The 21744-nt window shown below is 44.3% G+C and carries 21 protein-coding genes and 1 pseudogene; 13 read left to right on the forward strand and 9 right to left on the reverse strand.

What is annotated here, in order from left to right:
• Both Q0230_RS19710 and Q0230_RS18345 read left to right on the forward strand, forming a co-directional pair.
• A pseudogene (locus Q0230_RS19710) lies at positions 1 to 167 on the forward strand (methylmalonate-semialdehyde dehydrogenase (CoA acylating)); the annotation flags it as partial.
• Positions 168 to 219: 52 nt separating this feature from the next.
• Positions 220 to 1065, forward strand: a complete 846-nt coding sequence (locus Q0230_RS18345; RefSeq protein WP_298612815.1) for a MurR/RpiR family transcriptional regulator — start codon at positions 220 to 222, stop codon at positions 1063 to 1065.
• A gap of 42 nt (positions 1066 to 1107) precedes the next feature.
• On the opposite strand, the gene rlmC is transcribed toward Q0230_RS18345, so the two are convergent.
• Together rlmC and leuA are read right to left on the reverse strand one after the other, a co-directional pair.
• Complete coding sequence (gene rlmC / locus Q0230_RS18350) at positions 1108 to 2253, reverse strand: 23S rRNA (uracil(747)-C(5))-methyltransferase RlmC (protein WP_298612818.1); 1146 nt, start codon at positions 2251 to 2253, stop codon at positions 1108 to 1110.
• 201 nt (positions 2254 to 2454) lie between these two features.
• Complete coding sequence (gene leuA, locus Q0230_RS18355; RefSeq protein WP_298612821.1) at positions 2455 to 4149, reverse strand: 2-isopropylmalate synthase; 1695 nt, start codon at positions 4147 to 4149, stop codon at positions 2455 to 2457.
• Between the two features lie 152 nt (positions 4150 to 4301).
• Between leuA and Q0230_RS18360 the strand changes: the two genes are divergently transcribed.
• Both Q0230_RS18360 and Q0230_RS18365 read left to right on the forward strand, forming a co-directional pair.
• Entirely contained in the window at positions 4302 to 4766 is a 465-nt protein-coding gene (locus Q0230_RS18360) for an Lrp/AsnC family transcriptional regulator (protein WP_298612824.1), read from the forward strand.
• An 80-nt stretch (positions 4767 to 4846) separates the two neighbouring features.
• Positions 4847 to 7312 (forward strand): tetratricopeptide repeat protein, encoded by a 2466-nt coding sequence (locus tag Q0230_RS18365; RefSeq protein ID WP_298612827.1) that lies wholly within the window; start codon positions 4847 to 4849, stop codon positions 7310 to 7312.
• Between the two features lie 97 nt (positions 7313 to 7409).
• Here Q0230_RS18365 and Q0230_RS18370 read toward each other — a convergent pair whose 3' ends face one another.
• Genes Q0230_RS18370 through Q0230_RS18380 form a run of 3 tightly spaced genes read right to left on the reverse strand, consistent with a single transcriptional unit; the run spans position 7410 to position 8393 of the window.
• Entirely contained in the window at positions 7410 to 7607 is a 198-nt protein-coding gene (locus Q0230_RS18370; RefSeq protein WP_298612830.1) for a hypothetical protein, read from the reverse strand.
• Positions 7608 to 7634: 27 nt separating this feature from the next.
• On the reverse strand, positions 7635 to 7994 hold the full coding sequence (locus Q0230_RS18375; protein ID WP_298612833.1) for a hypothetical protein: 360 nt from the start codon (positions 7992 to 7994) through the stop codon (positions 7635 to 7637).
• Positions 7995 to 8054: 60 nt separating this feature from the next.
• Positions 8055 to 8393 carry a hypothetical protein gene (locus tag Q0230_RS18380; protein WP_298612836.1) on the reverse strand — a complete coding sequence of 113 codons (339 nt, stop codon included), beginning with the start codon at positions 8391 to 8393 and terminating at the stop codon, positions 8055 to 8057.
• A 230-nt stretch (positions 8394 to 8623) separates the two neighbouring features.
• Between Q0230_RS18380 and sppA the strand changes: the two genes are divergently transcribed.
• A complete protein-coding gene (gene sppA, locus Q0230_RS18385; protein ID WP_298612840.1) occupies positions 8624 to 10504 on the forward strand; it encodes a signal peptide peptidase SppA in 1881 nt (626 codons plus the stop codon).
• Positions 10505 to 10524: 20 nt separating this feature from the next.
• On the opposite strand, the gene Q0230_RS18390 is transcribed toward sppA, so the two are convergent.
• The 4 genes from Q0230_RS18390 to Q0230_RS18405 all read right to left on the reverse strand — a co-directional run bounded on the left by Q0230_RS18390 (position 10525) and on the right by Q0230_RS18405 (position 13352).
• On the reverse strand, positions 10525 to 10818 hold the full coding sequence (locus Q0230_RS18390) for a DUF3861 domain-containing protein (RefSeq protein ID WP_298612843.1): 294 nt from the start codon (positions 10816 to 10818) through the stop codon (positions 10525 to 10527).
• 9 nt (positions 10819 to 10827) lie between these two features.
• Positions 10828 to 11373 carry a PadR family transcriptional regulator gene (locus Q0230_RS18395; RefSeq protein WP_298612845.1) on the reverse strand — a complete coding sequence of 182 codons (546 nt, stop codon included), beginning with the start codon at positions 11371 to 11373 and terminating at the stop codon, positions 10828 to 10830.
• Between the two features lie 178 nt (positions 11374 to 11551).
• Complete coding sequence (locus Q0230_RS18400) at positions 11552 to 12415, reverse strand: DMT family transporter (RefSeq protein ID WP_298612847.1); 864 nt, start codon at positions 12413 to 12415, stop codon at positions 11552 to 11554.
• A 151-nt stretch (positions 12416 to 12566) separates the two neighbouring features.
• Entirely contained in the window at positions 12567 to 13352 is a 786-nt protein-coding gene (locus Q0230_RS18405; RefSeq protein ID WP_298612850.1) for a TetR/AcrR family transcriptional regulator, read from the reverse strand.
• A gap of 112 nt (positions 13353 to 13464) precedes the next feature.
• On the opposite strand from Q0230_RS18405, the gene Q0230_RS18410 reads away from it, so the two are divergent.
• The 8 genes from Q0230_RS18410 (at position 13465) to Q0230_RS18445 (ending at position 21726) form a co-directional block, all read left to right on the forward strand.
• Complete coding sequence (locus Q0230_RS18410; protein WP_298612853.1) at positions 13465 to 14358, forward strand: shikimate dehydrogenase; 894 nt, start codon at positions 13465 to 13467, stop codon at positions 14356 to 14358.
• A 23-nt stretch (positions 14359 to 14381) separates the two neighbouring features.
• Complete coding sequence (locus tag Q0230_RS18415; RefSeq protein WP_298612856.1) at positions 14382 to 14888, forward strand: TRAP transporter small permease; 507 nt, start codon at positions 14382 to 14384, stop codon at positions 14886 to 14888.
• A 3-nt stretch (positions 14889 to 14891) separates the two neighbouring features.
• Positions 14892 to 16184 carry a TRAP transporter large permease gene (locus Q0230_RS18420; protein ID WP_298612859.1) on the forward strand — a complete coding sequence of 431 codons (1293 nt, stop codon included), beginning with the start codon at positions 14892 to 14894 and terminating at the stop codon, positions 16182 to 16184.
• Between the two features lie 80 nt (positions 16185 to 16264).
• Positions 16265 to 17266 (forward strand): TRAP transporter substrate-binding protein, encoded by a 1002-nt coding sequence (locus tag Q0230_RS18425; RefSeq protein ID WP_298612862.1) that lies wholly within the window; start codon positions 16265 to 16267, stop codon positions 17264 to 17266.
• Between the two features lie 60 nt (positions 17267 to 17326).
• A complete protein-coding gene (gene aroQ / locus Q0230_RS18430) occupies positions 17327 to 17782 on the forward strand; it encodes a type II 3-dehydroquinate dehydratase (RefSeq protein ID WP_298612866.1) in 456 nt (151 codons plus the stop codon).
• A gap of 53 nt (positions 17783 to 17835) precedes the next feature.
• The gene (locus Q0230_RS18435) at positions 17836 to 19695 is read left to right on the forward strand and encodes a bifunctional sugar phosphate isomerase/epimerase/4-hydroxyphenylpyruvate dioxygenase family protein (protein ID WP_298612869.1); all 1860 of its coding nucleotides are present in this window, start codon (positions 17836 to 17838) and stop codon (positions 19693 to 19695) included.
• Positions 19688 to 20632, forward strand: a complete 945-nt coding sequence (locus Q0230_RS18440) for an AEC family transporter (RefSeq protein ID WP_298612872.1) — start codon at positions 19688 to 19690, stop codon at positions 20630 to 20632. Before Q0230_RS18435 ends, Q0230_RS18440 begins: the two co-directional genes overlap by 8 nt.
• Before the next feature lie 110 nt (positions 20633 to 20742).
• Complete coding sequence (locus tag Q0230_RS18445) at positions 20743 to 21726, forward strand: cation diffusion facilitator family transporter (RefSeq protein ID WP_298612877.1); 984 nt, start codon at positions 20743 to 20745, stop codon at positions 21724 to 21726.
• The last annotated feature ends 18 nt before the right edge of the window (positions 21727 to 21744 follow it).

Genomic DNA, 21744 nt, shown 5'->3' on the forward strand with positions numbered 1-21744 from the left:
TACCGGTGTCCTACCACAGCTTTGGTGGTTGGAAGCGCTCCTTGTTTGGCGACCTCTCGGCGTATGGTCCGGATAGTGTACGTTTCTACACCCGTCGCAAAACTATTACCCAGCGCTGGCCGTCCTCCGCGGTGCGCGAAAAAGTTCAGTTCGCTTTCCCGTCGTAAAACGTGTTACCTGAGGGGCGGGCAGAGATGAGGATTAATAAAGGAATGACTTATGAGTTCAGCTATGCCCGAAACCACAACTCGCTTGCCGCAGACGGTTGAAGAATTACATACTTTAATCGTTGCCGAACAGCCCAAACTTAGTGCCCGCCTTAAATTAGTGGCAGTGTATTTAGTGGAGCATCCCCAACAAATCGCCTTCAATACCTTGGCCGAAATTGCTGAAAAAGCCGGTGTGCATGCCTCGACCTTGGTGCGTTTTGCTAATTACTTTGGCTTTGATGGTTTTTCTGAAGTGCAGCGTCTGTATAAAAATCAGATTATTGATCATCCCAGCAACTACCGTGAGCGTATTAATCAACTTAAGAAAGCAGGTGGTAATGGTACTGTCACTCCCGCTTTATTGCTGCATGATTTTGCCGAGGGCAATAGCCTCGCCTTAGGTTTATTACAACAGCAAATTAAACCGGAAAGCTTAGCCGCTGCCGTGCAAGCTTTGGCAAGTGCTAATGAAGTTTTCATTTGTGGGGTAAGGCGTATGTATCCGGCAGCCGTTTACATGGATTATGCTTTGAGCCAAATGGATGTACGCTGCCACGTCATTGATGGGCAGGGAGCCATGGCACCCGAGCAGATGAAGTGGATTCAAACAGACTCGGTTTTAGTCGCGATTACTTTCAATCCTTATGGTAAAACGACGACGGAAGCAGTTCATTTTGCACGTGATCAAGGGGCAAAAATTTTGTTAATTACAGATAGTGAATTATGCCCACATACACAAGTTGCTGATTATGTATTCATTGTGCGTGAAGCTGATGTACGCGGTTTTAGATCCTTGAATTCTACTTTATGCTTAGTTCAGACCCTCTGTGTGGCTTTGGGGTATCAAGGACAGTAAACTAACTCAGTTAAGCCTTATTATAGTAGCTTAGCTTAGTGTTTATGCATTGACTAATAAAACCAAGCTTTCAAAATGCCCCGTATGTGCAAACATATCAAAGATTTGCACTTTTTGGATTTGATAGCCCTCTAAATACTTTAAATCCTGTGTAAGACTTTCTGCATTGCAGCTTGAATAAAGAATGGCCTTAGGGTTCAAATCTGCTAAATACTCACAAACAGCTTTGCCAATTCCACGCCGTGGGGGATTCACAATCACCAAATCAGGTTTTTCAGCGGATGGATGATTAAATTTTGCCGAATCGAGTGCTTGGAAATTTATTTTCTTCAAGCCCATTGCTTGTGCTGAGTCGCGCGCACAAGCAATCGCCTCCGCTGCAATTTCAATCCCCGTGAGTTGCGACTCAGTGCTTACACAGTGCAAACCAAAACCACCCACACCACAGAATAAATCCCAGATGACTTTAGGCTGTAGTGCTTGTGTCCATTCACGTGCCGTTTGATAAAGCGCGGCTGCTACTGTTGGATTCGTTTGGAAAAAGCTTTTCGGGCGAATATATAACGGCACATGATTAAATTGTTCGGGCAGACATTTTGTCGCACTTAAAAATATTTCCTGCTCACCTTCTAAAATAGCCATGTGGATGGGTTGAATATTCGCAGAAATAACCGTGATGTTTGGAAAATCTGCTAATAATAAAGCGAGGTTTGCTTGAATGCGCGGAATAACTTGTTCACTACGTAATACAAAACGTAGCATATAGTGGTCATATGCCATGCTCTGAGTGAGTAAGATATATTTTAATTCACCCTTTTGTTTATCAAGGCGATAGGGCGGTAAACCAGCTTGCTGAATCCAACGCTCCAAACGCTTTAATAAAGCCTGCATCGCAGGGGGATACAACGGGCAATCGATTAGACTTTGTGCGGTGCCATCAGGACTTAGGATACCTAAAATCGGTTGATGGGCAGCGCCTAATACCACCATCTTTGCCTTATTGCGAAAACCTTGCAGTGGGCTAGGCACGGGTTCGCACCATTCTTCCACTTCGAAATTAGCCAGCAAACCTTTTAGCACGGCCTGCTTGGCAGCTAATTGTTGTGCATAAGGCTGCTCAATCCAAGTACAAGACAGACAACGTTTAGCCTGAAAATGAGGGCAATTTAGGGTTTGAGGGCTGGACATAGAGATTTTCGCGGGTGCTAGGTAGGCGCACTGATTTGTGTTAAAACGCGCATCTTAAAGCAAAACGCTATTAAAAGAAGCTCATAACGTATTTACAACTGGCTTATTGACACGTAGCGACGATTATTCCTGCATTTTGCTGGGTACTTATCTTTGAGTAGAGCTGAGCTAGCTTTGAAAACTAGCTCAGCTTAAGAAAGGTTAAGCCGCTTTCTGATAATTTGCTACCACACCATCACCTAAACGATTCAAGCTACTAATAATCGCTTTCAAGGACGCGGTAATAATATTCTCATCAATGCCCACGCCATAAGTCATTGTACTTTGTCCCACTTGTGCTAACTCAACAAAGGCACAGGCTTTAGCATTGCCTGCACTAGCGCTGGAGCTCATGGAACGCTCTTCATAGCTATGTACTTTCACCTCAATCCCCACTTGCGCCAATGCATGCATGAAAGCATCAATTGGGCCATTGCCTTCACCCGTGATCCAGTGTTGCTCCTCTTGCCTATTCATCAGTACCCGAATGCCTTGGGCATGACCATGTTCAAATAAATGATGTTGTTGATAAGCAAACGGTGTCGTGCTGGCTAAATAGTGCTGATTGAAGATGTTCCACAAATCCTCTGAGCTCATTTCTTGTCCAGAAGCATCCATGTGCTGCTGAACCACTGCGGCAAACTCAATCTGTAAGCGGCGCGGCATCACAATGCCATGTACATGCTCCATTAAATAAGCAATGCCACCTTTACCCGATTGGCTATTCACCCGAATCACCGAATCATACGTGCGTCCCACATCAGCCGGATCAAGCGGCAAGTAAGGAACATTCCAAATCGCATCCGGTTTTTGTGCCGCAAAACCTTTTTTAATCGCATCTTGATGTGAGCCAGAAAAGGCAGTGAACACCAAATCGCCCACATAAGGATGGCGCGGATGTACCGGCAATTGAGTGCATTCCTCAACCAAACGAGCCACTGCATTCACATTGGAAAAATCCAATTCAGGATCAACGCCTTGAGTATAAAGATTCAAAGCCATCGTGACTAAGTCAACATTGCCGGTACGTTCGCCATGCCCGAATAAACAGCCTTCGACCCGATCTGCCCCCGCCATTAAGGCTAATTCGGTGGCTGCCACTGCAGTACCACGGTCATTATGCGGATGCAAACTAATGATAATACTGTCGCGTTTAGCTAAATGACGGTGCATCCATTCGATTTGATCGGCATAAATATTCGGGGTGGCAGCTTCCACCGTGGCGGGCAAATTCAAAATGATTTTATTACTTGGTGTGGCTTCCCAAGCATCCGTGACCGCATTGCAAATTGCTAAAGCAAAGTCTAATTCGGTCATGCTGAAGGTTTCAGGGCTATATTGCAAAACCCATTCGGTTTCGGGATGCTCAGCGACTAAAGTTTTGACTAACTTGACCGATTGTACCGCTAAATCAATCACTTCAGCTTGGCTCAAGCTAAACACCACATCACGGAATTGCGGGCTAGTCGCATTATAAACATGCACAATGGCACGTTTCACACCGCTCAACGATTCAATGGTTTGGCGAATCAAATGCTCGCGCGCTTGGGTCAAGACCTCGATAGTGACATCGCTTGGAATATGCCCTTCAGTAATGAGTTGGCGCACAAAGTTGAAATCAGTTTGTGAGGCAGAAGGGAAGCCCACTTCAATTTCCTTAAAACCGATCGTGCACAATTCCTGAAACAGACGTAATTTTTGCGTGCTATTCATAGGCTCGAACAAAGACTGATTGCCATCGCGCAAATCGGTGCTCATCCAAATTGGCGCTTGAGTAATCGTACGGCTTGGCCATTGACGATCCGGCAAGCTAATCGGCGGGAATGCGCGGTATTTGGTAGCGGGCTGCTTTAACATTTTTTCTACTCAGTGAATGGTTGAATGCCACTACTATAAGCAAAAGTGCTTAGCAGAGGATTGCGTTTTAAAGCGCTAAATAGCTTTATATAAACAGAAAATTGCGCTAAAAATATATTTATTAGAATAATCTGTTTAGATGGATGATTAAGATGGAATTAGATCGCTACGATTACCAAATTTTGCAACGCTTACAAGCTCATGGCCGGATGAGCAATCAAGAGCTAGCCGATCAAATTGGCTTGTCACCTTCACCTTGTTTGCGGCGGGTACGTGCTTTGGAAGAGGCGGGGATTATTAAGGCTTACCATGCTGTCGTGGATGCAAAAAAGCTTGGCTATACCTTGATGGCCTTGATTTCGATTGCAATGGATAAACACACTGATGAACGCTTCAAGACTTTTGAGCAGCAGATTCAAGATATTCCTGAAGTTTTGGAGTGCTTATTGATTACCGGCCAAACCGCTGATTATCAACTCAAAGTGATTGTGAAAGATTTAGATCATTATCAAGATTTACTGCTAAATCGAATTAATCGCATTACAGGAGTAACCAGTGTGCATACTAGCTTTGTGCTTAGAAAGGTGGTGGATAAATTGGCGCTGCCGCTCGGCTAAACTAAAGTATCAATAGATGGGAGTATGGTTTTAATGCCAGAAGCTATACTCGAAATTATCTCAACGCTTTGGGTTTGCCTATGAGTCAACTGCAAATTGGTCATTACTTTTATGACCTAAACCAACAGCAGCTTAGCGATTCAAATCATCAACCTTGTATTTTGCGGAATCAGTCTTTGCAGGTTTTGCATTATCTAGCCAGTCATGCAAATCAACTCGTTTCCAAGGATGAGTTATTTACCAAAGTTTGGAAAGGCAGTTGTGTCACGGATGATTCTTTAGTGCAGTGCATCGCGGAGATTCGCCAAAGTTTACAAGACAAGCAACACCAATTATTAAAGACTGTGCCGCGGCGTGGCTATATTTTAATAGCCGCTGAAAAATTAACTTCTAAACCATCGAGGGTTTTTGATGAGCTACTGCCTTTGCTGGGGCGTAGCCAAGAGTTACACCAATTAGAGCAAATGCTATTAGATCCGGCTTGCCGCTTAATCACTCTATTGGGTTTTGGTGGTGTTGGTAAATCACGCTTAGCGAAAACCTTAATGCAGTCATGCAGGCTGCAGTTTTCGCAAGGTATCTATTGGGTGGAGCTAGTCACTGTGCAATGTGCGCGGTTAATTCCAAGTGCTATTGCCGCAAGTATTGGGCTTAGTTTACAAGGACAGCGCTCGCCTGTTGAACAATTGCAGAGAGCTTTGGCGCATCAGCAGGCTTTAATTATTTTAGATAATTTTGAACATCTGCTACCAGATGAAGAGCATCTATGTGAGAACTTATTAACAGCCTGCCCCCAGTTAAAAATTCTGCTTACTTCTCGTAAACCCTTACAGGTTTATGGTGAATGGCTGTATCACTTGCAGGGTTTAGCTGTGACGCCCTTAATTCAAGCAGCCGCTAGCTGTCCTAGCTTTGTTTTATTTGTACAAACAGCGCGGCGGGTGAATTATAGTTTTGCACCCACAGAGGAGGATCAAGCACTGATTCTGCAGATTTGCCGTCTAGTGAATGGTATGCCTTTAGGGATTGAAATTGCCGCCACTTGGCTTAAACACCTGTCCTGTGCTGAGGTGTTGACGGAGTTGAAGCAGCAATTAACCACATTGAATACCACGACTGATCCCGAGGCAATAGGGTCTTTAAGACAAGTGCTTATGCAGAGCTGGCAAATGCTCAGCCCGCGTGAGCAGAGGATGATGCAAGTCCTCTCACTATTTCGTGGTGGTTTTACGCGTGAAGCGGCTTCAGCGATTACGGGGGCGCATTTAGGTGATTATAGTGGTTTGATTGATAAGTCCATGCTGAGCCGAGAACCAACAGGACATTATATCCTGCATGAGGTCATGCGTGAGTATGCGAGTCATCTTCGTATTGCAGAAGACTCCGAGTGGCGCATGGCACAGCGCTTTATTGAGTATTATTTAGAGTTAGCGAGTACGGCTGATGCTCAGATATTAAGTGGGCGGCAGCTCACTATTATTCAGCAACTGACTCAAGAAAATGATCATTTTCGAGAATGTTTGAGTTTATGTCTGGCTGCTAAACAGTTAAGTCCCAAGGGTTTATCAGATTTAGGTTTAAACTTGGCTGGAAGCTTAGGCATGTTTTGGTTTTTATCAAATCATTGGCAAGAAGGTTTCAGTTGGTTAGAACGTTTTCTTGGTTTACATCGTAATGCCCCTCCCTCCCTTGCTCAAGGTATGGCTTTATTAGCGGCGGGAGGCATATCAGCCGTTCTCGATAAGCATAGTTTAGCCGATCAATATGTGCAGGCTGGCCGGAACATGGCTGAGCATTTTGGTGGAAAGATAAGCTCAGCTCGGGGCTTATTTGTATTAAGCATCTTGCGACGTTTACAAGGTCGATATTTAGAGTCAGTTGAATCCGGTCAGCAGAGTATGCGCTTATTTATGGATAGCGGTGATGAGGGCGGGTATCAAATTAATTTAGTGAATGTGGGTCATGCCTTACTTAAGCTAGGGCGAGAGAATCAAGCTATACAGCTTTTTGAGGAGTGTATCAGTTTAAATCAAAAAATTGGCTTAACCTTGAGTATGCCTTACGCTTTGATCAACTTAGGGCGTGTGAATGCACAGTTGAAACAAGTACAACTGGCGCGAGCTTATTTGCAGCAAAGCATTCAACTCACGGAGCAATTAGGATTTTTACTGTATCGGGCGCAAGCTTTATGTAGTTTGGGCTACTTAGAGCTAAGTGAGGGTAATGTGGAATCTGCTTTAGTTCTTTTGCAAAAGAGTATGACCGACTATTTGCAATTAGGTGATCAAGAGGGGCAAATTGCGGTGATGTTGGGGATAGGGGCAGCTAAGGCTTTTCAAGGGCATTTAAAATTGGCTTGGCAATGTATCGTGGTGGCTGAAAATCTAGCTAAGTATTTGAAGCTGCAAGATTTTACAGATTACCCAGCCTTGTTGCATGAGGCAAAACAACGTATTCAACAAGGCTTGGGCGCGCATGAGCTGATTATGCAAAGGAATTTGGGCTTGGTGTATGAGTTAGAGGACTTATTTAATTCGGTTTTATAAGTTTATTGCCAATTTTGATAGTTTCCACCGTTACAGGCTAGTGTATAAACTTGTCCTTGAGGATTGCTGTCTAAGCAAAGTCCTGTGGAGACATTTATTAATTTTTTCCTGATTTCGTCCAATTTTGATAATTCCCACCGTTACAAGCTAGTGTATATACTTTGCCTTCTGGATTGCTGTCTAAACAGAAGCCTGTTGAAACATTAATATAAGTTGCTTTAGGTGTCGCATTTGCTGTTATTAATGTTGCAAAGGGTATTAATAGCAAAGTGGTTAGAATCGTTTTATGATGCATGGTTTTTCTCCTAGGTTTGATAGTATGTTAATCAATAATACCTGTTCCGGGTAAAACACCAATAATTCTCGGTCTATTCAATGCACAGGAAGTTCCACTAATTAATAATTTGACAGAGTAGACTTGAAAATAGGCTTCCCGCAAAAAATCTTGATACAAATTTCTGCCACCATCCGATGGATGTGTTGCGTAGCCAGAGTCAGTGGTTGAGCAATTTGCTGGATTAACTATACTGGTTTGGCTGGTTAAACTGACTAGCATTGCATCAGTACTAGGTACGAAAACAATTTGAGCAAGGCCACTTTCAGAGGTAAATTGATGCGGTGCACCTAAAGCTACGCCTGATAAACTTATTAGCAATAGTGAGCTAAAAAAGATTCTTTTCATAAGAAACGACCTTTAAAGATTAATAAGATTAAGCTTAATGAGAACTAAGCTGGTTTGTTATTAATCCAGTAAAACACCAATAATTCTAGGTTTAGAAAAGGCGCAAGAATTATCACTAATTAATAGGCGAATAGATGTTCCTCGGAAATAAGCATCTCTTATAAAGTTGTGATAGAGCCCTCTACCAGTATCTGTTGGTAGAGTTGCATAGCCACCGTTAATTACAGTACAGCCTGCTGGATTAATAATTGGTGTATTCAATAGTGTGACAGCCATAGTATCAGCAGCCCATCCTAAAGCGACTGAAGAGATTTTGTTTTTACCCGTGAATTGAGGTGCTGCTAAGACGGCTTGGCTTACGCCCAAGCTAAGAACTACGCTAAGAATTAATTTTTTCATGTTGTATTGCTCCCTTTAGGTTGAGTTAAATTAAGTGTTTATGAAACGATTATTGTTTTTATAAGCGCTCAGCTTAGTTGTAGGTGGGCTAGACTGTCCTGAAATTTGTACGAAAAATAAACGAAATTTGTTGAGTTGCCCGTGTTTTAAGCAAAAATTATTGAGGCTATTAAGCGTCTGGCTTTAAGCTAGGCTAAAATCCAATTTCTTCTCATAAATGGAAAACAAAGATGCAGGTTCAGGTAGAGCGGCGGGGGCGGGTAAGCGGTTTTTTTGGTGGAATAGGGCGTGGCTTAACTTGGTTGCGGCGTTGGATTTTAAATCTGTTGACACTAGTTATCTTGATTGCACTAGTGTCACTGATGGTGCGGAGTTGTTCTGAGAAAGAAGTGGTAACAATTAAAGATAAAACCGCTTTAGTTCTTGACTTGAAAGGGTCTTTAGTTGAAGAAAAAAGTCGACCTGATAGCTCTCTTTTATCTTTAGCCAGTGGGGATGAATTAAATAACGAAGTGCAGCTCCGCGATTTAGTGGCTGTATTGAAAGCTGCTGCCGAAGATACGCACATCACCCGAGTGTTATTAAAATTAGATCAGTTCGATGGCGGTGGCTTAGCCTCCTTGCGTGAAGCTAGTGCAGCTGTAAAACGCTTCCAAGCTTCCGGTAAAACAGTGGTGGCTTGGGCACCTAATTATTCACAAGCTCAATATTTCTTAGCCGCTCATGCGAATGAAGTTTGGTTAGATCCTGCCGGTGGTCTGTTGCTGGACGGTTTAGGCGGTGACAATAGTTACTATGCGGAAGCTTTAGAAAAGCTGGGTGTGAAAGTCCATGTGGTACGCACGGGGCCTTATAAAAATATGGCCGAGCAATTCACGGATAAAGCCCCTTCCCAAGCGACTTTGGAGTCGAGTGCTTATCTATTGGATGATTTATGGTCGGTCGTGACTAATGAGATTGAACAAGCGCGTGAGTTACCGCAAGGTAAAATCATGCAACTCATTAATGATTTACCTGCACCTTTAGAGGCAGCGGGTGGTGACTTAGCTAAAATGTCGCTGGATCAAGGTTTGGTGACTGGGTTAAAAGATATTCAGCAGGTGCGTGAAGACTTCATTAAAAATGGTGAAGCAGACAGTGAACATAATACGTTCCGCCAAATTGGTTATGAAGCTTATTTAGCCAGCCTAGCTAAGCCAGATACGAGTGGTGATGGTGTGGGCATTATTGTTGCTGAAGGCGAAATTATTGATGGCGAAGCACCTCGCCAAACCATTGGCGGCGAAACTACGGCTGCTCTAGTGCGCCAAGCACGCTTAGATGATACGGTGAAAGCGATTGTGCTACGCGTTAATTCACCTGGAGGAGCAGTGTTCGGTTCTGAGCTGATTCGGCGTGAATTAGCTGCGACCCGTGAGGCAGGTAAACCCGTGGTTGTTTCGATGGGGGATGTGGCTGCATCCGGTGGTTATTGGATTTCAACTGCTTCTGATAAAATCTTTGCAGATGCAGCAACGATTACCGGCTCGATTGGCGTGATTACGCTATTTCCCACTTTCGAGGGCTTGATGGATAAATTAGGTATTCATCAAGGTGGCTATGCAACGACTTGGTTAAAAAGTGCCGGTGACTTGCGTAAAGCCCCTGACCCACGTTTTGAAAAACTAATGGAAACCTATATTCATAGCACTTACCAAACTTTTCTCGGTCATGTGAGTAAAGCACGTAAGATGCCAGTAGAAAAGGTGAATGAGGTGGCGCAAGGGCGCGTTTGGACAGGGCAACAAGCTTTAGATCGTGGCTTAGTCGATGCCTTAGGTAGTTTGCAGGATGCAGTGAATGCAGCTAAGCAACTAGCTAAATTACCGGATGGTGCATCGGTGCGGTATATTGAAAATGAAGAATCTGAATATGATTGGTTCTTGCAAAAGCTAATGGGTACGCAATTATTTGCAGATTTACAGTCAAGCTTACCTGAAAGTTTAGTACCCACTGTTTTACAGCCTGAGCTGAAACAGTTGCAACATGAAACAACTCGTTTACAGCGTTTAATTAAGCCTGAACAGCCATTCAATGCTGTCGTACATTGTCTATGTGAGGCTCGTTTATAAAATACATGTGGGGCTAAGCCTTAATCTGGCTTAGTCCCTTTAATCACTTGCATAATCGCGCCCATGTGTGGAATCAACTCTTTGAAGAAAGGTTGAGCGCGATTTTCTAGTAGTATTTCCCCAAACAGCTTTAAACCAACCGCAAAGGCCGCACTGTCATCCGCATTCAATAAACCACGATTTTTAATCTGCTCGACCAGATTAAATAAATCATCATGATTCCGAGCTTGGAAACTCAAGGCGGGCAGCTTAACGGCCCTACCTTGTTTATCACTGATTTGTTCAATCCTTACTTGATAGGTATTTTGCTTCATGGTCTGTTCTTAGCTACGCTCAATAGTAATCGTTGCCTGGTCTAAAGCATCGACAATTTTATGCAGTATGTCGGGCGTAATATCGCCTTTTTCTAAGCGTAGTTGCAGTGCCATTTTTAAGTTTTGCATTGGACGTTGTAACTCCGGTAAACGGCGTGCATCTGCTTTAGAGCCGATCCCTTGGAGTTTATGCAGAATTCGCTGGATAGCTTCCTCTTGATCCGTTAAAGCTTGTATTCCCGCTGTAGTCAGGGTGTATTGTTTTTTACCTGCTTGTTCGCTAATCACTACTTGTCCCATCTCCTCTAAGAGAGTCAGACTTGGGTAAATCACACCTGGGCTTGGGCTATATGTGCCACCAGTTAATTCTTGAATCGCTTTGATTATTTCGTAACCGTGGCGTGGGCGCTCTTGTAACAGATGCAAAATCACTAAGCGTAAAGCACCCGCTTCAAAGAGGCGCTCACGCCCACGTCCTGGACTGCGCCCCATCCCCCATTCATCATCACGACGCGCATGCTTTTGTGTATGTTGCCGACACATTCTTCTCATCATTACTATTTATCCTAAAATTAATTAAATCTCTATAAAGATCATTCTTTATGTGTCTAAGATATATCTTTATAAAAAATAGATCAAGAGCTTAATAAGATATATCTTAAATATTTTTTAGAACTTGTTAGTGACAACAATGCAGCCTAACACTTAGGTTGAATTTGGTGGTTGCTGGGCTTTACGCTGCTTTGCTAGGGACAGGTTGGCGGGTTTTCAACATCATAATAAAGCCGGAAGCAATCACTAGTATCATGCCCAGGATACTCCACGAACTTGGGACATGGTTAAATACCAGCCAGCCAAATAAACCCGCCCAGAGTAGTTGAAAATAAGTGATTGGAGCAATGACGGTGGCGGGCGCATAGCGATAAGCAGCAGTAAATAGATAATGACCGATGCCACCGGTGATGCCGGTACTAATAAATAATACCAACTGCAAATGGCTTGGTTTCATGCCATACCAAGCCCAAGGTAGAGTCAAGCCAAAGACTAGAGCACCAAAAAATGAAGCATAAAACAATAAAGCAAGGGTAGTTTCGGAGGCCGCTAACAGCCGTGAAAGTAGTTGATAGAAAGTATTCACGATGACCGCCAAGAGCATCAACATTATACCACTCGTAGCTAATCCATTGCCTGGTTGCGCAATAAACATAACACCAGTAAAACCAACTAAAGTCGCCAACCAGCCTAAGAAGCCTATGGTTTCACCTAACAGAGGGCGCGCTAATAAAGCCACGAGCAAAGGTGAGAGAAAACTAATCGCAATCATTTCCGCTACTGGCATGACTTTTAAGGCGAAACCGACTAGTAAAGACATAATCGTAAGGCTAGCAGCACGTATTAATACTAAGCCGGTACGCTGCGTCTTGATTAAGGTTTTGCCTTGGCGCGGCGCAAAGATGGCAACGATAAATAAGGTATTAACGATATAGCGAATCGCGACAATCAGTGGGATATTATAAGATTCAGCGAGGTATTTGATGGTGGTATCCATGCTCGCAAAGAAAAATAGGGCAATTAGCGTAAGGACAATGCCACGCATTGTAGAGTTATTGGTATTCAAAATAGTGCTAATACTGTGAATGAAAGCGGCTTATCCTAACGAGTTTCCGGAGTTTTGTACAAGTTAGTTAAATTACTTGCTAGTGTTAGCTTTCGCACTGTTAACACTAGTTAGGAGAGCCTAGTAGTATTTAAGCTCTTATCTTGGTCTCTAAAGATTGCTCAATCCATTCAGGGCGTAATACAAATCTCAATACCATATGCACCACTTGCTGTTTAAGCGCCGCTTGTCCTGTTTTGGTAAACAAACGCTTACCAAAGCTCAAGGAAAAAGTGGTTTGATTTGAGACATTGAAAAAGCTCAAAGCGCTAATCTGCCAGTGCAATTCTAAGGCAGTAATACCTTCGCGAAACAATTTTTCCTCCAAGCCCCGCGCATAAATGCGTTCAAGGCGCTCAATCACCGGTTGGTTCAGGGCTTGAATCAGTGGGGCATGTTTCATATAGTCGCCGTGATGAATATTTTCGATCATGACTAGTCGAATAAAATCGGGATTGCGTCGATGATGATCAAAGGTGAACTCCACGAGCTTTTTTAAGGCAGCTAAAGGTGCTAAATGCTCTAAATCTAGCTCGCCTTCGCCTTCGCGCACCTCACGATAGGCCTCCACTAAGACCTGCTGATACAAACCATCTTTATCGCCAAAATAGTAATAAATCATCCGTTTTGAAGTTTTGGTTTTGGCAGCAATTTCATTCACCCGCGCGCCAGATAAACCATTCAGGGCGAATTCTTCGGTCGCGACTTTAATAATATCCATGCGCACTGCTTCAGGGTTTTGTTTCCAACCGGTTTTGGTTTCTAACAGTTTTTCCTCATCGGGCGCTGACATGAAAGGTTCCTCTGCAGTTGCGATTTTTAGGCCGACTGTTTTAGCCGCTTCAGGGGTGAAACGCAAGCAGATTGCGGCTTGCATAATGAATTCTAGCATAATGTAAAAATAAATTAACTAAATGGTACAAAATAGCTTGACCAAATGAACCAATTGGTACAAAGTATAAAAACGTTACAACTTGAGGAGGAGCATCGTGCCAGAGCTCGATCAAACAATTACCCATACCCCGATTCTACAGCGCCGCAAAGTGTTGGCTGGCTTGATTGGGCAGGGGATTCAGGGTTCACGTACCCCGGCGATGCATCAAGCTGAAGGTGAGCGCCTTGGCTTACATTATTTCTACCAACTCCTCGATACCGACCAAATGGGTTCAAATAAACCCAGCCTTGAGCAGTTATTGAACGCTACGCAATACTGTGGGTTTTCTGGTTTAAACATTACCTTCCCGTATAAACAGCAAGTTATTCCTTTCCTAGATGAATTGGGGGCTACTGCAAAAGCAGTGGGTGCAGTGAATACAGTGGTCTTTAAAGACGGTAAACGTATTGGACACAATACCGATTTATCGGGCTTCGCTTTGAGCTTCCAAGAGCAAATGGGGGCTGCTAAACACGATCATGTGTTACTGATTGGTGCAGGTGGAGCAGGGCTGGCCGTGGCACATGCTTTACTCCAATCAGGTGTGACTAAGCTATTTATTACCGATGTCAGTACTGAGCGCTCTCAGGAATTAGCACAAAGTCTAAGTGCACAATATGGGGTTGAACGTGCTGTCGCTACTGCTATTACACCTGACTTAATTCCGCAACTTGATGGCTTAGTGAATGCGACTCCAGTAGGTATGGCGAAATTGCCTGGTAGCCCATTTCCTTTAGAGCTAATCGAAGCTCGTTTATGGGTCGTCGACATTATTTATTTCCCGCTTGAAACCGAATTACTTAAAGCGGCACGTTCAAAAGGCTGCCGTGTGGCATCTGGTGCAGGAATGGCCGTATTTCAAGCGGTAGCAGCATTTGAATTGATTACCGGATTGAAGCCTGATGCTGAGGCTTTGCGATCCACCTTCAATAGTTTGATGGCTAGTTAAAACTTTCATGTGAGGAGGAGTGCATGAAGCGATTGATGGATATGTACTGCCGAGTGCTTTCTGCACTGATGGCATTGCTACTCGCCTTAATGGTGGTATTAGTGTTCGGCAATGTGGTGCTGCGTTATGGGTTTAACTCTGGCATTGCATTTTCTGAGGAAGTATCACGTTGGCTATTTGTGTGGTTGACCTTTATGGGCGCAGTGGTAGCTTTACATGAAAAAGCGCATATGAGCTTGGGCGAAGTGGTATCAGCTTTATCTCCAAAAGCACAGCGTATTTGCCATTTGTTTGCACTGGGTTTAATGCTATGGGTGACTTACCTGATTTTTACAGGTAGTTGGGCACAGACGGTAATTAATGCCAGCAATGCTGCTCCGGTCACTGGTTGGTCGCAAGCGTGGTTTTATGGTGTTGGTGTGTTTTTTGCCATCTCTAGTGCGTTGATCTTATTAATAGATGCTTGGGATTCAATACGCAATTTCAATAATCCGATTAGTGTCTCTCCATCCAGCTCACACGCGGAGTAAATCATGACTATTGTCGTTTTCATTGTCGTACTCCTCGCTGCCATGATGCTGGGGATTCCGATAGCGTATTCCTTGCTCTTATCCGGTGTGGCTTTAATGCTGTATATGGATATGTTCGATGCCCAAATTCTGGCACAAAACTTGATCGAAGGTGCGAATAGCTTCCCTCTGTTAGCCGTGCCGTTTTTTATGCTCGCTGGCGAAATTATGAATGTGGGTGGCTTATCCAAACGCATTGTGAATTTAGCCCTGTCTTTATTGGGGCATGTGCGTGGTGGTTTGGGTTATGTCGCAATTTTAGCTGCCTGTTTAATGGCTGCTTTGTCTGGCTCTGCTGTAGCTGATACGGCTGCTTTAGGTGCCTTATTACTGCCGATGATGGTAGCCGCTGGGCATGATCGAGCGACTTCAGGTGGGTTGATTGCCTCAGCAGGGATTATTGCGCCGATTATTCCACCGTCGATTGCCTTTGTAGTATTTGGCGTCGCCACCGATGTGTCGATTGGCAAGTTGTTTATGGCAGGTATTTTCCCCGGCCTGTTTATGGCAGTTGCAATTGCAATTACTTGGTATTTACTGGTCAATCGTGAAGCAAAAAAACAGCCTGATCGTCCTTTACCCAAAAAGGCTACCGGTGCTGAGCGTATGAAGGCGTTAAAAGAATCTACTTGGGCCTTGTTCTTACCGATCATTGTTTTGGTCGGTTTAAAAATGGGTATTTTTACCCCGACTGAGGCCGCAGTAGTCGCTGCTGTTTATGCTCTCTTTGTCTCAATGGTGATCTACCGTGAAATGACTTGGCATCAACTCTATGAGGTCTTTGTCGGCTCCGCGAAAACTACTGCAACTGTGATGTTTTTAGTGGCTGCCGCGATGGTCTCTGCGTACTTGATTACCGTAGCGGATGTACCAGGGCAAGTGCTGGAGTTCTTAGGCCCGTTAATGGATAGCCCGACGCTGTTACTACTTGCGATTATGTTGATCTGTATTCTGGTTGGTACAGCTATGGATTTAACTCCGACTATTTTGATTCTTGCACCTGTATTAGTGCCCGTAGTGAAGCAGGCAGGTATTGATCCAGTGTATTTCGGAGTGTTGTTTGTGATGAATGGAGTGATTGGTTTGATTACACCTCCTGTAGGCACGGTATTAAATGTCATGGCGGGTGTTGGTGGTATGAGTGTGGGCGCGGTGTCTAAAGGTGTGATTCCCTTCATGATCGCTCAGTTTATTGTGCTGTTCTTATTAGTGTTCTTTCCAAGCTTGGTGCTCGTACCCTTGTCTTGGTTCTATTGATTTAAGCGTGGGTGGATGACCAGAGCGCCGTCCATTCGCCACCCGATTTTGTCGCTCTAGAGTTTGTTGGAGGAATTGAGATGAAACGTTTAATGGTCAAAGGTTTAGTTGCATTAGTGGCTGCTGCGAGCATGAGTATGGCTTTTGCAGCGGATAAAGAGCTGAAATTAGCCCTGCAAAACCCAAAAGGTCACCCACTCGAAATGGGGGCTACTAAGTTTGCTGAGTTAGTGGATAGCAAAACGAAAGGTGCTTTAAAAGTGAAAGTCTTCGCGGGTGGTGCATTAGGCGGTGATGCCCAAAACGTCTCCGCACTACAAGGTGGGACATTGGATATAGTCGTTCTGAACTCTGGCATCTTAGCCTCACAAGTGAAAGAGTTCGCCGTGTATGATTTTCCCTTTATGTTCAATAACTCGGAAGAAGCAGACAAAATCGTTGATGGGGATTTTGGTAAAGCTTTACATGCGAAGTTAGAAGAGAAGGGTATTGTTGGTTTAGCCTATTGGGAATTAGGTTTCCGTGATATGACCAATAGCAAGCATCCCATCACTAAAGTGGATGATATTAAAGGCTTGAAACTACGCGTGATTCCGAATGCGATTAATGTGGATTGGGTTTCAGCTTTAGGGGCAAATCCAACCCCGATGCCTTTCCCAGAAGTATATGCAGCCTTAGAACAGAAAGCGATTGATGGACAGGAAAACCCTGTGACAGTTATTGCTGCCAACAAATTCTATGAGGTGCAAAAATACTTAGCACTGACTCATCATCAATACAATCCGCAATCAGTGATTGTCAGCAAAAAAACCTGGGATGGTTTAACGCCTGAGCAGCAAACAGCAGTGCGTGAGGCAGCAACCGAAGCCGCAACTTATGAGCGTGGGGTAGCGCGTGAAAAATCCACCGCAGCTTTGGAAGAGGTAAAAAAAGCCGGTATGGAAATTACTGAATTACCCGCCGAAGAAATCGCCAAAATGCGCGAAACCTTAAAGCCTGTGATTGCTAAACATGCAGAGTTGGTGGGCAAGGAAACCGTTGATAAACTTAGCAGTGAATTAGACGCTTTACGCAAAAAGTAAGGTTTTCCAGACCCTAGCACTCATCATGCTGGGGTCTTTTATCACTGATAAGGAACTAGCATGACAACGATTTTGGTATTAAATGGCCCCAACCTCAATCTCTTAGGACAACGTGAACCCGCCCAATACGGTTCTACCACCTTACAAGATGTCGAAGCGATGTGCGTGGACGCCGGTAAGCGCTTGGGCTTTGCAGTCAAATGCCTGCAATCGAATCACGAAGGGGTGCTGATTGATGCGATTCATGAAGCCGGGCGCGGCGTAAAAGATGGCTCAGTGCTAGGTGTCGTGATGAATCCGGGCGCGTATACTCATACCTCGATTGCCTTGTTTGATGCGATTAAGGGCGCGGAAGTGCCGCTGATTGAGATTCATATTTCTAATGTCCATGCACGCGAATCGTTCCGCCATCATTCTTATATTTCCCCCGCCGCTGCCGGTATTGTGGTCGGTTTTGGGGTGGATGGATATGTACTAGCTATCGAAGGTTTAGTACGCAAATTTCATAAGTCGTGATCGTGAGGCAATAGATGCTCGCGCTTACAGCTTCCAGTCAGTAGGTTTAAATTATGCGTTATTCTATAGCCACGGTGTGCCTGTCGGGGACACTGCGCCAGAAAATTGAGGCGATTGCTAAAGCAGGTTTTCATGGGATTGAGATTTTTGAAAATGATCTGATTACCCACGATGGTTCGGTGGCAGAAATACGGCGCATGATTGAAGATCACGGCTTGGAAATCGTCACCTACCAGCCATTTCGCGATTTTGAAGGCTTGCCCGAACCTTATCGTAGCAAAGCCTTTGACCGTGCTGAGCGCAAGTTCGATTTGATGGAGCAACTCGGCACGGATTTATTAATGGCATGCAGTAGCGTGCATCCGCAGGCTCTGGGCGGGATTCAACGTGCAGCCGATGATTTTCATGCTTTAGGTGAGCGCGCTCAAGCTCGCAATATGCGCGTGGCGTTTGAAGCGCTGGCGTGGGGACGTTTTGTATATGATTACCGCGATTCATGGGAGATCGTGCGTCGCGCGAATCATGCAGCAGTTGGTTTATGCCTTGATACCTTTCATATTTTTTCGCGCGGTGTGGATTTACAAGCAATTTTAAATATCCCAGGAGATAAGATTTTTCTGGTACAAGTCGCCGATGCGCCACGTTTGTCGATGGATCATCTGTCATGGAGTCGGCATTATCGCTGCTTTCCCGGACAAGGCGAATTGCCACTCGAGCAGTTTATGAATAATCTGCACGCGACGGGTTATAATGGCGCGTTTTCACTGGAGATTTTTAATGATCAATTTCGTTCTGGTTCGCCGGAAAATACCGCGCGTGATGGTTATCGCTCCTTGGTGTATTTAAATCGCTCCTCCGAATCTGTGCTGCAGCAACAAGGCGACTTATTACCAAGCATTAAACCTCCTAGTGAAATTCAATTTATCGAGTTCGCGGTTAATCAAAGCGAAAAACAAGCACTCACCCACTTATTAGGCAATCTGGGTTTTAGTCATGCAGGCACGCATCGCAAGAAAGCGGTGGAGGTGTGGCGGCAGGGCGCGATTAATATGGTGATGAACCTTGAGCCGGATAGCTTTGCGCAGCGTTACCATGATCGACATGGTGTCTCGGTGTGTGCATTTGGTTTGAGCTGCTCGAATGTGCCTGCGCTAGAACAACGTGCCAAACAGCTCGGTTATAAATTGGCGTATGGCAATCCGCAAACCGACACACATGGTATTCCAGCGGTAGAGGGTTCGATTGGCAGTTTTCTGTACTTAGTCGATGATAGTATTCAGCCCAGCCATTGGGAGCGTGAATTTATTGCGCAAACCCATACGCCACAGGCTTACTTACAAGCCGTTGATCATGTGGCCTTGAGCATGAGTTATGAGGAAATGCTGCACTCGATTTTATTGTATCGCTCACTGTTTGCTATGATGCCAACCCCAAGTGTGAGTGTGTCTGATCCGGGCGGCTTGGTCAAAAGCCAAGTGATGCAAACGCCAGATAAAGCGGTTGCCTTTACCTTAAATAGTTCTCAAGCTGCGCAAACCGTGTCCAATTATATTGCCAGCCGTTATGCAGGTGGTGGGGTGAATCATATTGCGCTACGCACGCCGGATATTTTTGCGGTGGCGAAACGTTTAGAAAGCCTACATTGTGCAACAATGGAAGTGACCACGAATTATTACGATGATCTTGCAGCACGTTTTAATTTAGCGGATGAATTATTAGAACAGTTGCAGCATTATCATATTTTGTATGATGAAGATGAGCATGGAGTATTTTTCCAATTATTCACCCAACTTTTTGCAGGGCGCTTCTGTTTTGAAATCGTACAGCGCAATGGTTATCAAGGCTTTGGCACGCCCAATGCACAAATGCGTGTCACCATGCAAGCCAAGGAATTAGCCGCTTTAAATGCTTAATATACTGCTCACGATCTCGCCCGTTTTCATTTTAATTGGCCTTGGCTATTTTGCATTTAAGCGAGAATTGATTAAAGCCGAAGCAATGCCGAGTTTGGGTAATATTGTGCTCTATCTTGCCATTCCAGCGGTGATGATTGGTGGCTTGAGTAAGATTCACATTAGTGAAATTGTCGAGCCATATTTTTTATTGGCCTATGGTCTTGGCTCCTTATTAAACCTCTTAGTAGCCATTGTTTTGACCCTAAAACTCAAGGGTAATCCATTCACTCAAAGCGCCATTCAAAGCATGGGCATGTCTATCCCGAATAGCATGTTCGTGGGGTTTCCGGTGCTGTCTTTGAGTTTGGGTTTGCCCGAAATTGCTTCTTTAAGTTTAATGATGGCAGTGCTGATTGAAAATATTCTAATTTTGCCTATTGTATTAATGCTGCTGGAGTATAGCGTCGGGCATAAAAGCAATTCGGCCAATATCCTGCGCGCGGTCGCACTACGTATTGTGAAAAATCCGCTGATTATCTCGATTGCTATGGGTGTGGCGATTTCATTAGTAGGTATAGCCTTACCCAAACCCATTACTCAAAGTTTGGATTTACTCACTAAAATTTCTGCGGGTTTAGCATTGCTATTTATTGGCGCGGCTTTAGCAAATATAAAACCACAAGAAAAGCAGCCTTGGGCGGATATTTCATTAGTGATGCTTGGCAAATTAATTCTTCATCCGGCTTTGGTAGCATTGTGTGTGTTCCTACTACCCAACTTTAATCAAAACTTCCAGCAAGCAGTGATTATTATAGCCGCAGCGCCAATGATGAGCATTTACCCGATTTTGGGCGAGCGCTATGGGCTGAGGGATTTCTGTGCAAGCACGCTGTTTATGACCACTTTAGTGTCGTTTATATCAATTTCAATCGTATTGTTATTGCTTGGACGTTAGCCCTTAGATCGTCTACTTACAGAAGATTAGCTCAGATTGCCTAGCGCTACTCTAGGGATTGTAGTAAATAGAGGGCTTCCTTGAGCTTAGACTAAAGACGGATTGTTTTAATGCCAGCTACCCACGACCATCACCACGATCATGAACACTCTAGCCATACTCACTCTGAGCATGGGCAGCATGATCATCATCACGAGCCTATTGACTATGGGCGTTCGTTTTTAATTGCGATTGTTTTAAATATTGCTTTTGTGCTTACTGAATTTACTTATGGCCTAATTGCTAACTCTACCGCTTTAATGGCAGATGCAGGACATAATCTTTCGGATGTTTTAGGCTTAGTGATGGCATGGGGGGCGACCTTATTGGCACGCCGTGTACCTAATGAGCGCTTCACTTATGGTTTACGCAGTAGTTCGATTTTAGCGGCTTTAGCCAATGCCGTTTTATTACTAGTTGCTTGTGGCGGGATTGCTTGGGAAGCAGTACATCGTTTTATGAATCCGCCTCCAGTAGTGGGTTCGACAGTGATGTGGGTTGCGGCAGTAGGGATTATGATTAATGGTATTTCGGCTTGGCTGTTTATGCGTGGTAGCAAAGATGACTTGAATATCCGCGGTGCGTATTTGCATATGTTGGCAGATGCTGCAGTATCTTTTGGAGTCGTGCTATCCGGTTTAGTGATTTTGCTCACAGGCTGGTATTGGCTCGACCCACTTATGAGCTTAATCATTGTGGCGGTAATAGTAGTGGGTACTTGGAATTTACTAAGAGAATCAACGCAATTAGCTTTGCTTGCTGTACCTAAAAGCGTAGATTTACTAAAAGTTGCACAGTTTTTACAACAGCAACCTGGCGTGAGTGCGATTCACGATTTGCATGTTTGGGGGATGAGTACTACTGAAGCAGCCTTAACTGTGCATTTAGTGATGCCTACTGGCTATCCTGGGGATGCCTTCATGGATGAATTAACGCACGCTTTAAAAACTAAGTTTTCAATTGCGCATAGCACTTTGCAAATCGAGCAAGGTACTACAGAACATAATTGTTGTTTGCATGAGCAAATTAAGTTTGAGCCTTTACATACGCATTAAGCAGACGAGGGCGGCAAA

The sequence above is a fragment of the uncultured Thiothrix sp. genome (assembly GCF_937876535.1).
Lineage (GTDB): Bacteria > Pseudomonadota > Gammaproteobacteria > Thiotrichales > Thiotrichaceae > Thiolinea.